The following is a 14,170-nucleotide window of genomic DNA, read 5'->3' as shown; positions in this document are numbered from 1 at the left end:
TCCTCCTTTTTAGGAAACGGATTGCGGTTTGGCGTTCGGATGGTTCGCCGGTGGTTGTCCGAGGGGGGTTTTCGGTTGAACCGACCCTGTCTTGGCCCGCCGTTTCAACTGGCGGATAACGACGGGACATTTGTCCTCGGACTGGTAGAGCACCTGACAATGCAGGCAGGTGACGCACTCGTTCGGATTGATCTCACCGGTTGGGTGGATCGCCTGAACGGGGCATTCGTTGGCGCAGGTCTGACAGGGGGTGCCGCAATCCTTGTAGCGGCGCAGCCAGTCGAACATGCGGATACGGGCAGGGATCGCCAGCGCACCACCCAAGGGGCAGAGATAGCGGCAATAGAACCGTTCGATGAACAGCCCGATCCCCAGCAGGGTCAGCGCAAAGACCACGAAGGGCCAGTCGCGCATGAACTTCAGAATGATCGCGGTCTTGAACGGCTCGACCTCGGCATAGGTTTCAGCCAGCGGGATCGAGACAAAACTGATCCCGAACAGCACGAGGAAGATCATGTATTTCGCAGGCCACAGCCGTTCGTTCAGACCCCAGGGCAGGGTCCATTGCGGTACTTTCAGCGCCCGCGCGATCTTGTTGGTCAGTTCCTGCAGCGCGCCAAACGGGCACAGCCAGCCGCAATAAGCACCCCGACCCCAGAACAGCAGCGCGGCAGCGACAGCGAACCATTGGATGAAGACCAACGGGTCCAGCAAGAAGGCATCCCAGGAGAAGCCGGTGCGCAAGCTGCCTGCCAGCGCCATCAGGTTCACCACGCTCAGCTGCGCATTGGCGTACCAGCCGATGAAGAACAGCGTCATGGTCAGGTATCCGATGCGGAACCAATAGAAGACGCGGGCGTTCATGGTGGCGTGGAACTGGAAGAAGAATGTCGCCGTCAGCACCAAAAGCATGACGCCCAGCACCCCGATCTCAACCGTGCGATCCTTCCAGATGCGTTTCCAAAGCGCGGCCTTGGCTGCTGCCTCGCCGGTGGCGTCATCGACGACTACAGGGGCCGTAACGGGCAGCAGATACTGCTCGGGCAGTTTGTAGCCCAGATCGAAGGTCAGAAAGGTCTTCTCAACCGCGCCCACAGCCCGCTGCGCCAACAGTTGCAGGCGGAAGGGCTCGGCCGGATCAAACTCGGCCTCAGCGGGGATCTTGAAGATGTCCAATTCCGTGAAGCTTGGGGCATCGGGTGCCGCAACCTTGCCCAACCGGCGCTGCTGCTTGTCGAAGAATCGCACCGAATTGTCGCCTTGGATCAACTGAATCCGGTCGAAAATCCCGCCCCGGACATAGCCCGAGCCCTTGAAGCTGTAGGCCCCACGCCCCAGCACCAGAATGGCCTGCTCGCCTTCGTCCAGCCAGTCGACCATGTTTTGATATTCGGCCTCACCCAGCAGCGACTTGCCGATCGACGGCACGGATACCAACGCCATATGCATATCAATATAGGTGTCATCTGGTTCGCCGGGTTCAGGGCGTTTGATGGCGCGCTGATCTCCGGTGGCTTCGAACGCAGCGTTGACCTGCCCGATATCCAGCGTCAGTCGCCGGACCGAGCCGTCGCCGGACAGGGTGGTCCAGTCGTATACCGCATCCTGCGCCAGATCGACTTCGCGTTTCGGCCCATCGGCCTGCAGCGGAGACAAACCGCCCAACCCCAGCGCCCGCGCCACCTTGATGCCGCCGCGCACAAGACTGTCATCAATCACCATGATCGTGACGGTGGCCCCCGAGATGATATCGAGGTCATGCCCCTCACCGCCGGTTTCAGCCTCAACCTTCAAGTCCAGACCGGCATAGCCTTCGGTCAGCTCAACCATGCGCGCGTTGGGGATGCCAATCAGAACGATGGGCTCCGAGTGTTTGACCAGTTGCACACCGGTCAGCACCGCTTGTTCATCGATGGCGGCGACCACATGGATCGGTTTGCCGGAATAGCCGGTGGTGCCAACGAAGTCAGAGGTTAGGAAGGCCCAGGCAACGGTCTCGCCGGCCTTCAGAACGGGTGCAACCGGAACGTCATCGCGGACCGGCCCAATGGCATCAGCACCGGGGGCCAGATCGGCGGGTTCAATCTCGGGCAGGAAGCTGGCAAGGCTGTCGGCATGGGCACTGATCGCCATCAGGCAGGACAGGGCAAGGGCCAGCATTATGTGGATTGCGCGACTTACGACCACGGCGCACCTCCGATACTTAGGGTGGACGCCATGGACGCGCGCAGGGTGCGTTCAGCAGTTTCTTGGGTCGGGCGCGGAGGTCCCCGGGTTTCGGGCCACAGCTTATGCGACTTGTACAACATGGAAGATTTGCTGTTCTGAAGCTGTACAACACGGAAGTTTCCGATTTGCGGTATCTGCACCAGCTCGGGTGCGGGCGCTGCACTGGTGACAGCGCACAGCGCGCAATCGGCGCATTTTGGGCAGTACGCGGTCGGGTCTTCGGTGTCCTCCTCAAGATCAACTTCAACCCAGACCGCGCCGCCTTCCGAGCAGATCTCCATCCAGACACTTTCACCGGGACTCGCCAGCACCGGTCCAAAGGCCTGCAACAACAGAAGGAATATGCCTGCCAACCCACATGCCGCGCGAGTTGCGCGTACAGGGAGATTGTGCAGAGGGATCAGGGCAGGCATGGAGTCTCCGACTCGGAAAGCTATGCCTTTGGGGTATTGGATTCTACCGAGTCGCGACTTGACTTAGGTTAGGTGAAGCAAATTTCTGATTTTCTTTTCAAATCAATCGTCTGCCTCATCCATCAGGCCACGCACCCAGCGCCCTGCCAGCCATGAGGCGGGCACGCCCAAGGGGATGGACCATAAGATCGCAGGTACTGGTTCAATCGCACCAAACCCCGCGCTGTGCAGGATCAGCCCAGCCAGAAACAGGTTGATGGCCACGGTCAGAGCCGTGGCCGGATAAAGCAGGATGGCCAGCTTCCAGACCGGCCATTTGCCTTCAGTGGCTGGTGCCTTCCGAGAAGGTGATTTTGTTCCAGACATTGTACTTCCCAGACGGTTTGCGCATCGGCAGGCGCCGGACCTCTTCCAGCGTTTGCGCGTCATAGACGATCACCGCGCCGTCATCTTCCCAGATCGAAACCAGCGCGTGACTGCCATCCTTGGTGAATTCTACATGCGCCACGGTTTTGCCCGGCGCGGGGCGCAAAGTCTTTACGATTTCAAGGCTTTGCTTGTCGATCACGTGCATGGCATCCTTGTTCGGGCCAAAGAACACATCGGCCCAGACGTAAGGCGAGTTCTCATGGCTGCGCATGAAAAATCCTGGCCCTTCGGTTTTGATCCGCTTGACGGTTTTCCATGTTCCCATGTCGATCACCGAGACCGTGCCATCGGTCAGATGCGGCGTAGCCATCACGGTGGTGTCGCCCTGCTGCCAGGTGATCCCCGAACCTAAGTGAGGCATCCCCGGCAGGTCCAGATCTGCGATCTTATGACCGATCACCAGATCAATCACCTGCCCGCCCTTGCCATCACGCGAGGCGCCCATAACGTATTCATAACTTTGATCGAAAAAGAAATCGTCCAGATAATCAGGCGTGGTGATCTTGCGCACGGGGAACGGGTCGGGGTTCTTGAACTGCCCCTCGATGCGGAAATCGTGGCCTATACCGGATTGCGGCGGGTTGGCCCCGTAGAACACCTCCCAAAACTCGGGGACATCCTTCAGCGCCAGAACAAAGCTTTCGCGCGGCGGTGCCTGATAAACGGCGGAAACACGGCTGGGAACGCCCTTTTTGCTTTTGACTTCAATGACTTTCGCGACCGACAAGTCCTCTGTCGACAGCAGGGTCAGCGAGTTCGGTAAATAGTTCGCTACCGCCACCCATTTGCCGTCACCCGACATGGCGATGTTGCGGCTATTTAACCCCGCGCGCACGCGGCCCACCTGTTTCAGCGCCCAGATATCATATTTCTGCACCCAGCCATCGCGCGACATGATGAAGACATAGCGCCCATCGGGGCTGAACTTCGGCCCACCATGCACGGCGAACGGGGTTTCGAACCGATCCAGAACCTCGAACGTATCGCCGTCCAGCACGCTGACATGATGATCGCCTGTTTCCACCACCAGCGTGATGTTCATCGGGTCGCTGTCCCAGACAGGCGCGTCAACCGATACGTACTCATCATCCAGAGTCCGGCTGGCCATGATATCGGCCTCACCCCATTCGGGATCGGTCTCCAGCGGAGATTTCAACCATCCCGCCAGTTCCTCGATCTGCAACGCGTCCAACTCGTGCGAAAACGCAGGCATCTGGGTGGCCGTACGCCCTTCGGCAATCACCGCCGCCACGCGTGGCCCACGCATCCGTTTCAACGTCTCGGGGATCAGCGCCGGACCGACCCCACCCAGACGGTTTTCGCCATGACATGAGGCACAGAATTCAGCATAATCCGAAGGTGCATCAGCCCAAGCTGCGCCGGTCAGCAGCAGCGAGCAGAATGTGCCGATTTTCAAGGTGTCAAAAGAATTGATGCGCCGGATCATGGCTTTTCCCTCGGAACGGCGTGACCTGCAGACGCTCGCCTGCGCCCTGCACGCCGATTTCTTCGTTTGATAGATAGCAGGCCGGGTCCTCGGCCCACGGGTCGCCGGTCAGTTGCAGAGCACGGATGCGGGTGTTGCCGCCGCAGACATCCTTTAACTGACAGGCCCCGCAACGCCCCTTCAAAGGACGCGGACGGGTACGCAGCATCGCCAGCATCGGGTCATCGCTGGTCCACAGCTCGGAAAACGGTTTGGTCTTCACATTGCCGACCGTGTAATCGGACCAATAGGTGTCGGGATGCACGCGGCCCAGATTGTCGATATTGGCCACGCCCAGCCCGCTGGAGTTTCCACCCCACGCCGCCAGATGCTCTCGCACATGCGCTGCCTTATCGTCGTCGAAATGCGCCCGGACCCAGTTCAGGAAATACCCGGCATCGGCATCGTTATTGCCAGTCACGATATCCAGCGAACGACCGCCCGAGACGGCTTCCCACGCACGTTCCAACAACAAATCCAAACCCTTACGGGTGCGCAAATGCTCGGCATCCTCGCCTCGGTTCTTGTCACCGCGCCCGGCATAGACGAGGTGAGACAGGTAGAACTTGTCGACACCCTCGTCGTCGCACAGTTGCAGCAGGTCAGGCAGGTGGTGCTGTGTGCCCTCGGTCAGGCAGAAACGCAGACCCACTTTGATGCCGCGTTTCTTACATTCGCGAACACCGCGCAGGGCGTCGGCAAAGGCCCCTTCGACGCCCCGGAACCAGTCGTTTGTGGCCCCGATCCCGTCCAGCGAAATGCCGACATAGTTGAAGCCCACGTCGGCGATCATGTCGGCGGTTTCGTCGTAAATCCGCGTACCGTTGGTCGACAGTGCCAGCATCGGCACCAGATCGCGGGCGCGTTTGGCGATGTCGAAGAAATCGAACCGGTCCAGCGGTTCCCCACCCGAGAGGATCAGGGCCGGGACGCGGAATTGGCCCAGATCCTCAAGGGTTACCATGGCTTGCTCGTGACTGAGCTCACCGGGGAACGCGACATCTGCTGAAACGGTGTAACAGTGGCGGCATTTCAGATTGCAGCGCCGCGTCAGGTTCCAGATTACTACCGGCTTCACCGGGCCGGGACGGCGTCTGCGCACCGGTGTCGGTTTGACGAGCTGCTGCATGTATTCGGTCAGGCGGAACATGTCTCAGCCTTTCTTTTTCAACCGCAGCCCTGTCTTCTTCAGGATGCGCGTGGAATAGAGGATGTCCTTGGCCCGGCAGGCACCACCCAAAATTGCGGTGATCTCGGCGCGTTTTTCCTCGACCTCGTCCCGGTCAGAACCGTGGACCATGGCGAACAGGTTATATGGCCAATCGGGCAGGGCGCGGGGACGTTCGTAGCAGTGGGTGACAAAGGGCAGCGCCCCGATCTGAGTGCCCAATTCCGCAATCTGGCTGTCGTCTACATCCCAAACAGTCATCCCGTTTGCCGTCATCCCCAGCTTGTAGTGGTTCGGAGCGGCGGCGATGCGGCGGATAACACCATGGGATTTCAGCTCTGCCAGACGATACAAAAGGGCATCCTCGTCCAACCCAAGCGTTTCGGCAACGGCTGCGTAAGGCGCAGGCACAAGCGGCAGACCGCTTTGCAGCGCTTCGATAATCTCTCTATCCTGAACGTCGATCATGCTGCCACCCGGAAGCCGATGAAAAATTCCTGTAGTTTGGGGAAACGGAGAACTTCGATCTCCGTTTCCCGTTCGATCGCATCAGCGGCGGCTTCGATCCCCTCAGGCGTTTCGGTGGCCAGCACGAACCACATGTTCAGCCGGTGCGTACGCTCATAATTATGGGCAACCTCGGCGTGCGCATTGACTTTGGTCAGGACGGTATCGAATTCATCCTCTGGCACTGCCATGGCGCACAGGCAGAACGCTCCACCCATTGCAGCGGCGTCGAAAAACGGGCCGAAACGTGTGATGATCCGCTGCTCTTTCATTCGTGCGAGACGGGTTAGGAGTTCGTCTTCGGGAATCCCAAGTTCCTGGGCTACACTGGCAAAGGGATGCGCGGTCAGCGGCAGGTCATCCTGCATCCGGTTCAGGATCGCGCGGTCGGTGTCGTCGCGCGTCATGCGGCGGCCTCCTTCGGTTGGATCAATGCACCGGTCTGTTTGAAACAGCGGGTCGAGAACAGGACTTTGCGCTGCGCGCCAAATAGTTCGGGCAGCGCGGCGGCCCCGGCCAAAACTTCCATCGCCTCAGGGCGCGAACGGGCATGGATCATGGAATAGAGGCGATAGGGCCAGACATCCTCAACCGGGTTGCGCTCATAACACAGTGTCACGCCGGGATGCGCCGCCAGTGCCGGGCCAGCGCTGCCGACCTGCTCGGCCGGCATATCCCAGACCACCATTGCGTTGGCGGACCAGCCAAGGGCGCGGTGGCGTACGATCACGCCCAGGCGAGAGACGATCCCGGCCCGGTGCAAGGCGGCTACGCGATCCATCACGTCTTCTGGGTCGCGGTTCAGGGACCGGGCCAGCGCCGCAAAAGGATCAGAGACCAGCGACAGGCCGGAACTGAGAGCCTGCAACAGGGGTCGGTCGCCTTCTCGCATGGCCGATCGATCCACTTTCCGCGGGCCAGGGGCATTGCGGGTCTCACCCGACATACGAAAGCCCAGATCAATGTTGAACGGCCGCACCAGCCGCAGATCCAGAACCCGCAGCCCCGAGCGCTGCGAGATCCTTGCGAGGGTGTCATTCACATGTGCCCGGTCCGGGCCGGTGGCCACGAACCACAGGTTCCAGTCATCCTCGCGCTGGTAATTGTGGTTCACACCAGGTTCTGCATCGATCAGCGCCGCGACCTCTTCCAGCCGTTCTTCCGGAGCGGCCACGGCCGCCAGCGTACTGGCCGAAACCGCGCCGGGTGCAATCGTCGCACCAACCCGCGTTATGCGCCCGGTTTTGCGCATCCGGGCCAGACGGTCGAGCACTTCTGCCTCTTCCAGCCCAAGCGCGTCGGCCAGAACCTGAAACGGGCGCTCTACGATGGGAAAATCACGCTGGAAATCGTCCAGAAGACGGCGGTCGATCGGGTCGGTGATATGCTGCATGTCAAAGCCCCGTTCTGTGCGCACGTGCGGTGAAGAAAATACCCGAGGGGCTGTCGGCCTCGATCTCGCGCAGCTTTTCAAAGGTTTGGGTGTCGTAAACCATGACTTTGTTGGCATCGCGGACGCTGAGCCAGACCTCGTGACCGCGCGGGGTGAATTCCATATGGAGCACCGCCGGACCCGGTTTGAATTCGTGAATGATCTCTTTGCTCACTGAATCAATGACCTGAATTGTATCGTTCAGCGGGTGCGCAAAGTTCACCCAGACCTGTCGTCCGTCGGGTCGGGCCATGGCAAAGACTGGCTGGCCGTGGGTCTGCGTGCGCCCGGTCTCGGTCAGGGTGTCGGCGTCGATCCACAGAACCTCGTGATGGCCGACGGCGGGCAGCACGAATTCGCGCCCGGTCAGCGCCCAGCCTTCGAGGTGGGGCATCTTGTAGACCGGCATTTCTTCTTGCCCGCGCCCATAGTTGGGCAGCACGCGGATGGGTTCGGGCGTCTCGGCCCAAAGGTCCAGCGCGGTCAGGCCATCCTCGCCAAACAAGCCGGTGATATAGGTGCGGCCATTTGCGGTGATCAGCGCGTCGTAAGGATTCTTGCCCATGTCGGGGATCTTGGTGATCGCGGGTGCGCCGTTGGAGAAATCAGCAATCCAGGTCTCGCCCGTGTCCCACATGGTGAAGACGAACCGGCGGCCGGGTGCATCGACCAATCCGATGGTTTTGCTGTCGGTAGGAATGTCCGCGACCATCTCTAGCGTGTCCGCATCGAAGACGCGCACACCGCCAGGTTCATAATTCGATACAGCGACCAGCTCGCCGTCATCCGAAATGGCACCGCCAATGGCGTTGCCCGCCTGCACGACCCGGTTCACGATCTGGCGGGTGACGATATCCACCTTAGTCAGGCCGCCGTCTCGTCCAAATACATAGGCAAAGCGTTCATCGGGTGAATAGACCAGCGAGGCATGGGACAGATCGCCCAGACCTTCGATCCGCGCCAGCGCTGCGCGGTCGGATTGGTCCACCAGAAGAACCGAGCCCTTGGCGCGTTCGATCACAAGTCCTAGGTCGCCGGTCGCCGTGGGTTCAGCCTGGGCGGTGGTCATCATTAGGGTGGCGGCGAGGGTAAGGATGAGCTGTTTCATTGTGCCTCCTGTGCCAGCAGGTAACGGGCGATCCATTCGGCCTCTTCTTCGCTGATCAAGGGCCGCCATGGGGGCATCGCGGTGTCGGGAATGCCGTCGAGGATCACGCCGGTCAGTACCTCGGCATCGTAGTGTTCCAGTGTTTTGGACCGCAGATCGGGGCCGAGACCGCCTTTCAGCGACAGCCCGTGGCAAGAGCCGCAGTCCTGATGGACAAGACGCTTCAGTGCGTTGGGGTCAAGAGTGTCGGCGGCGAAGGCCGTGGTGGCAACAAGCACTGCGGAAGTGAGAACAGCACGTGCCGCCCATCCTTTGCGTCCTCTCACAGCCGGTTGCTGTGCCGGCCTTCTGGAACCGAACTTAGCCATGCGCCTGCTCCAAAAGGTCGGCCACAGGCCGTTCTGCGTAAAGTGAAACTACCTTGCCGATGATGAACAGCGTGGGCGCCTTTAGCCCGGCCTTGCGCACATCAGCGGCCAGCCGATCCAGCCGGGATACCATCCGGCGCTCATCAGGTGTGGTCGCTTTGCCAACCGCCAAAACCGGAGTTGAGCCGGGCAGGTTCTCGGTCATCAGTCCCATGGCGATCTGGCCGATATTGGCGACGCCCATATAAACGACTAAGGTCGAGTCCGGGTCGGCCAGACGTTTCCAATCCAGATCCAGCACCTTGTCGGCCTGTCGGTGCCCGGTGACATATTGCACCGATGTCGCCAACCCGCGATGGGTCAGCGGCACGCCTGTCGAACAGGATGCCCCCTGCGCTGCGGTAATGCCTGGCGCGTATTCGACTGGGATGCCGTTTGCCATCAGGTACGCGGCCTCTTCCGAGCCGCGTCCGAAGATCATCGGGTCACCCCCCTTGAGGCGAGCAACGGTGTGACCGGCGCTGGCTTCCTCGACGAGGATTTCGTTGATGCGATCCTGCGGCACGGTATGACACTTGGGGGCCTTCCCAACCGGGATCAGCCGTGCGCCATCAGCGTGCAGATTGAGGATATCGGCCGAGACCAGACGGTCATAGACCACCACGTCCGCCTCTTGCAGCATCCGCAGCGCGCGCAGGGTCATCAGTTCGGGGTCACCGGGGCCTGCGCCAATCAGAAAAACCTTACCGCTCATGTGCAAACTCGCTTGGTCTGAATGTCTTCGGAGCCCGGAATTCCTGCGCGATCAGGGGACGTTGCTGGGTGAGCCGGGCGTGTCATGCGGCCAGACTGGCGTAATCGGAAAGGAACCTCCTTGACTAAAGTTAAGGAGCGCGGGAATTGCCCCGCGCTCCTTTCGGCTTGCCTGTATGATTGCCTCGGCTCAGGGTTCGACGGTGATCATGCCGATCATGTTCTGTGTCTCCCAATGTGGGCCACACAGATAGTCCTGTGGACCCGGGGTGAGGAAGGTCAGGTCAACCGTCTCCTCAGGAAACAGACGGTCGCTTTCGGGCTCGCTGCCGTCTTTCAGCAGGACCGAGTGACTGGTGCGCTTATCGACATTCACCCAGCGCACGGTTGTGCCCGGTTTCACGGTTAGCTCGGCTGGGCAGAACGTGTATTTGTACATCAGCACCACATCGGCACCCTCAACGGCGGAGGAGGGCTGACCGAACAGCTCGACATAGCGCTCTTCGGCTTCGGCACACAGCGCGGCGGTGTCCTCTGCCCATGCGGGCGCGGCCAGAAGCAGCAGCGCAGGGAGAAGGTGTTGGGGTTTCATTGTCCAAGTCTCCTCTTTTGAGCGGAAGGGACCGGATCGCCCGGTCCTTCTTCCTTATTGTTTGACGACGTTGATGAAGGCGTTGTCGTCGTCCAATGCCAGGCTGGTATCCAGCGTCACATGGTGAAACCGTGCGGCGGCAAAGTCATCGTGGATGGCAAAGCCCACCGTATAGGTCTGACCGGCCTCCAGCGGCACGTCACCAGCAGCGCCCGAGTTCAATGGGCGCGTGAAGACCACGGTCCACATACCTGCATCAAGGCTGGCCGAGGCGGCGATCTCACCGTCATTGACCACGCGCTGTTCCAGCAGATAGCCGTTGGTGGCGCTGCCGTCCGCGTAGACGCGCATCAGATCCAGATAGGTGCCATCGGCCAAATACTGCTCGATCTGATCGGCGGCCTGCAGCTTGTCCCAGCCACCCAGCGCCTTACCGCGGCGGCCTTTGATCTCGACCTCGGTGCGGCTTTCGCTGATGTATTTGGTCACAGTGTCCTGCGTGCTCAGCCGACCCGAGACATCGCCATTTGCGGCAATCGCCTCGGCACCCGGGTCAAAGGGCATGTAGCTGTTGTCTGCATGGCAGGAGGCCCAGCAGCCCACTTGATCGCCCAGCTCGATCCCTGTGCCAGTGATCATCATGGCCACCTTGATCTGGTTGTCCGGGTCCATCTTGCCACCATCCACAAACGGGGCAGGGTTGTGACCCGCATCCGGCCATTGCAGACGGATATAGAGGGTCTCATCATCATGTGCGGCTTGAACGGTGGCGTCTATCACGCCGCGTTTGCCCGGGATCGGGGTTGGTTCCAGATCCCCACCGGCCACGATCTTGTTGCCGATCGCGTCCAGTTCGGCAGCGTGACAGGTGGTGCACTTATCTCCGCCCTTGGTCAAAGGACGTGCTCCTCCGTGGGATCTGCCGTTCTGAACCCATTCAAACGAGGCCTGACCAGGATAGAACAGTTTCATATCTGCACCGGGGACAGCGGCCCAATCGATATTTGTGCCAACTCCGCTGCCGCCACCTGCCGGGGCTGCGGCTTCTTCGCCAGAAGCTTTGGCACGCTCTTCCGCGACGGCTGCGTCAACCGCTGCTGCGATCTGGGCCTGTACGGCCTCTTGCTGGGCTACACGCGCGGCTTTCTCAGCCTCGGCATCGGCGGCTTCTTTGGCTTCGATGCGTTCGAGACTGGCCAGATATTCGGCCGGGATTTCGCGAATGAAAGCGGGGTTCGGCGCTTCAAGCTTTTCCAGATACTCTTCGTCGGCCCGGTCGCGGGCGTCCGAGTGCGCAATCCCCTTGTGGCAGTCAATACAGGTCTGACCGACGGTCATCGCGTTCAGGTGCTGCTGACGGGCGCGGGGTTTCTGGAACTCAGGCATCATCGACTCGAAGTCATGGCAGTTGCGGCATTCGCGCGAGTCCGTGGATTTCATCCGCTCCCATTCATTCATAGCCAGATGCACGCGCTTGGCTTCGAATTTCTCGCGCGTGTTTATGGTGCCGACCACCTTGCCATACAGCTCTTTGGACGCCTTGATCTTGCGGATGATCTTGTGAGTCCAATCCTTGGGCACGTGACAGTCGGAACAGACCGCGCCTACGCCCGAACGGTTCACGTCGTGGATTGTGCCGGTGTATTCTTCGTAAACGAAATCTCGCATCTCGTGGCACGAGACGCAGAATTCCTTGGTGTTGGTAGCTTCCATAGCGGTGTTGAACCCGCCCCAGAAGATGATGCCGGCGGTAAAGGCCGCAGCGATCCCGGCCACGGGCATTCCCCACAGGAAATACCGGCGCCAGATTGGTTTTTTCTTTTCCGGTTCGGAGGTCATATCCGGTCTCCGTTTTGGCTTCTTTTTCTGGCCCTGGATGTCAGGCCTGTGGATTTGGCTGATGAGTCAAACGAGGAAAGGGCGGGCGAGGGGCCCGCCCTTTCCGGTGCTGAGTACAAAACCCGTCAGGTGACGTGGTTCGAACGGTTGTAGACGTTGAACTTGCCGGTGGGTGCAAACAGTCCTTTCACGCGGCCGATCTCTTCCAGCGTCTTGGCGTCGAAGATCACGATCTCACCATTTGGCTCTTTCGAGGTCGAGCGGTTCCACTTGGACACCCAGACCTCGGATCCGTCTTGGTTGAACTCGAAGTGGACGGCGACGTTGCCTTCTTCTTCTGTGATCTGGATCGTTTTCACGATCTCACCGGTTGCCTTGTCGATGACCTGCACCGATTGCTGGATCTCAGGCTCGGGGTGCTTGGTCTGGTCGGCCCAGATGTAGTCCGAGTTCGGATGGGTCCGGATGAACAGACCGGGTCCGTCGGTTTCCACCTCGTAGCAGACTTTCCAGGCATCGTCCGGGCGGCCTTCGGGGTCGTTGCCCCAAACGGTAACCGTGCCTTCGCCCAGGTGGGTCGTACCGGCAACAGGACCGCAATTCGGGTCATCCCAGTTGGCGCCCGGGCCGGGGTGCGGCAGCGGCGCGGTATCGATCATAGCTTCCAGCTTATGAGTCTCGGTATCGACCACGACCATCTTGTTCGACGCGTTTGCGGCGATCTGGAAATAACGGCCGGTCGGATCAAAGAACCCGTCATGCAGGAACTTTGCGCTGTCGATCTTGTCGATCCGCAGGTTGTCCAGATCGGAGTAGTCCACCTGCCAAAGCTGACCGAGCTCCTTGACGGCCACGATCCATGTGGGCTCGTTCGGGGTGGTGTAGATGGCGGCCACGCGGGCCTCTTCCACATAATCCCCGTCCACGTTGTAACCCCGGGTCGAGACAACCTTTTTCGGCTCCATGGTTTCGGCGTCGACGATGGCGAAATGAGGGGGCCAGTAGGCGCCACCGATGACGTATTTACCGTCACCCGATACCGCCACGTCGCGCGCGTCATAACCAATGGTAACCTCGGCAACCAGCATGTTCTCGGGGTTCTGCCACAGGTCGATCTTGGTCATCTTCCCGTCGCGGCCCATGGTGTACCAGAAGCGGCCCGGATTTTCGGGTTCTTCCAGTTTATGGTGCTCGGACGCTTTCAGGACGTGCACGGCGTAACCGGTCGGGATATGCGCCAGCACCTCTTTGGTGTCGCCGTCGATCACGGCCACTTTGCCCACGTCACGTTCGATGACGACAAAGAAGTTTTCCCAGTTGCGGCCATGCAGCGGCTCGGTCGGGTAATCTTCGGGTTCGACATAGACCTTGCGGGTCGCCATCATCTGTTCAAGCGACATTTCCGGCGGTTGGGGCGGCTCCATCTGGATGTAGGTCGCCATATCGCGGATTTCTTCTTCGGACATCACGTCCGAGAAGTTGTTCATCCCGCCTTCGGTGCCCCATGCGATGATTTTTTCCAGTCGCTCCTGCCCCAGTTTCAGGGTGCCAGACTCGGTTACGGTACCATCGTCATTCTTCGTTTCAACCAGAGGCTCAAGGCTTTTGCCGGTTGCCCCTTTGCGCAACACACCGTGACAACCGGCGCAGCGCTCAAAGTAAAGTTGTTTTGATGATTCAAAGGCTTCCTTGCTCAGGGTTGGCTCTTCGGCAAAGACTGGCGCAGCGACGCTGCCCAGCAACATTGCCAAACCGACCCCTAAGGCGCGGCCAGTTCTGTTGTAGCTGATTCCAAGTGACATGATCACTCTCCATTTGCTGGTGAGGCAGGTCCTAGGGTGAAACA

Annotated in this window: 14 protein-coding genes; all 14 read right to left on the bottom strand. The window is 60.0% G+C overall.

Going from position 1 to position 14,170, the window contains the following annotated elements:
* Nucleotides 1-9: 9 nt before the first annotated feature.
* The 14 genes from ACR0L9_RS17635 to ACR0L9_RS17570 all read right to left on the bottom strand — a co-directional run bounded on the left by ACR0L9_RS17635 (nt 10) and on the right by ACR0L9_RS17570 (nt 14,126).
* Nucleotides 10-2,160 carry a 4Fe-4S binding protein gene (locus ACR0L9_RS17635; RefSeq protein WP_480896313.1) on the bottom strand — a complete coding sequence of 717 codons (2,151 nt, stop codon included), beginning with the start codon at nt 2,158-2,160 and terminating at the stop codon, nt 10-12.
* A 17-nt stretch (nt 2,161-2,177) separates the two neighbouring features.
* Nucleotides 2,178-2,642 (bottom strand): DUF2946 family protein, encoded by a 465-nt coding sequence (locus tag ACR0L9_RS17630; RefSeq protein WP_170398112.1) that lies wholly within the window; start codon nt 2,640-2,642, stop codon nt 2,178-2,180.
* A 102-nt stretch (nt 2,643-2,744) separates the two neighbouring features.
* On the bottom strand, nt 2,745-3,008 hold the full coding sequence (locus tag ACR0L9_RS17625) for a hypothetical protein (RefSeq protein ID WP_170398115.1): 264 nt from the start codon (nt 3,006-3,008) through the stop codon (nt 2,745-2,747).
* The gene (locus ACR0L9_RS17620; protein WP_480896295.1) at nt 2,965-4,518 is read right to left on the bottom strand and encodes a cytochrome D1 domain-containing protein; all 1,554 of its coding nucleotides are present in this window, start codon (nt 4,516-4,518) and stop codon (nt 2,965-2,967) included. The genes ACR0L9_RS17625 and ACR0L9_RS17620 overlap by 44 nt, the downstream gene beginning before the upstream one ends.
* Complete coding sequence (nirJ, locus tag ACR0L9_RS17615) at nt 4,493-5,707, bottom strand: heme d1 biosynthesis radical SAM protein NirJ (RefSeq protein ID WP_480896294.1); 1,215 nt, start codon at nt 5,705-5,707, stop codon at nt 4,493-4,495. Before nirJ ends, ACR0L9_RS17620 begins: the two co-directional genes overlap by 26 nt.
* A 3-nt stretch (nt 5,708-5,710) precedes the next feature.
* Complete coding sequence (gene ahbB, locus ACR0L9_RS17610) at nt 5,711-6,193, bottom strand: siroheme decarboxylase subunit beta (protein ID WP_480887280.1); 483 nt, start codon at nt 6,191-6,193, stop codon at nt 5,711-5,713.
* Nucleotides 6,190-6,639: an Lrp/AsnC family transcriptional regulator gene (locus ACR0L9_RS17605; RefSeq protein ID WP_480896293.1), complete on the bottom strand. Its 450-nt coding sequence runs from the start codon at nt 6,637-6,639 to the stop codon at nt 6,190-6,192. Before ACR0L9_RS17605 ends, ahbB (ACR0L9_RS17610) begins: the two co-directional genes overlap by 4 nt.
* Nucleotides 6,636-7,625, bottom strand: coding sequence for a siroheme decarboxylase subunit beta (ahbB, locus tag ACR0L9_RS17600; protein ID WP_480896292.1), 990 nt, complete (start codon nt 7,623-7,625; stop codon nt 6,636-6,638). The genes ACR0L9_RS17605 and ahbB (ACR0L9_RS17600) overlap by 4 nt, the downstream gene beginning before the upstream one ends.
* Nucleotide 7,626: 1 nt before the next feature.
* Nucleotides 7,627-8,772 (bottom strand): cytochrome D1 domain-containing protein, encoded by a 1,146-nt coding sequence (locus ACR0L9_RS17595; RefSeq protein ID WP_480896291.1) that lies wholly within the window; start codon nt 8,770-8,772, stop codon nt 7,627-7,629.
* Nucleotides 8,769-9,140 (bottom strand): c-type cytochrome, encoded by a 372-nt coding sequence (locus ACR0L9_RS17590; RefSeq protein ID WP_170566648.1) that lies wholly within the window; start codon nt 9,138-9,140, stop codon nt 8,769-8,771. Before ACR0L9_RS17590 ends, ACR0L9_RS17595 begins: the two co-directional genes overlap by 4 nt.
* Entirely contained in the window at nt 9,133-9,894 is a 762-nt protein-coding gene (gene cobA, locus ACR0L9_RS17585) for a uroporphyrinogen-III C-methyltransferase (protein WP_170425532.1), read from the bottom strand. Before cobA ends, ACR0L9_RS17590 begins: the two co-directional genes overlap by 8 nt.
* A 189-nt stretch (nt 9,895-10,083) precedes the next feature.
* Nucleotides 10,084-10,485, bottom strand: coding sequence for a plastocyanin/azurin family copper-binding protein (locus ACR0L9_RS17580; RefSeq protein ID WP_170398140.1), 402 nt, complete (start codon nt 10,483-10,485; stop codon nt 10,084-10,086).
* Nucleotides 10,486-10,539: 54 nt separating this feature from the next.
* Complete coding sequence (locus ACR0L9_RS17575; RefSeq protein WP_480896290.1) at nt 10,540-12,324, bottom strand: NapC/NirT family cytochrome c; 1,785 nt, start codon at nt 12,322-12,324, stop codon at nt 10,540-10,542.
* Between the two features lie 125 nt (nt 12,325-12,449).
* Nucleotides 12,450-14,126 (bottom strand): cytochrome D1 domain-containing protein, encoded by a 1,677-nt coding sequence (locus ACR0L9_RS17570; RefSeq protein WP_170398146.1) that lies wholly within the window; start codon nt 14,124-14,126, stop codon nt 12,450-12,452.
* Nucleotides 14,127-14,170: the final 44 nt, after the last annotated feature.

The organism is Ruegeria sp. I3 (assembly GCF_056532525.1).
Note: the sequence above shows the minus strand (reverse complement) of the source record. Positions and strands in the feature narration are given on the sequence as shown.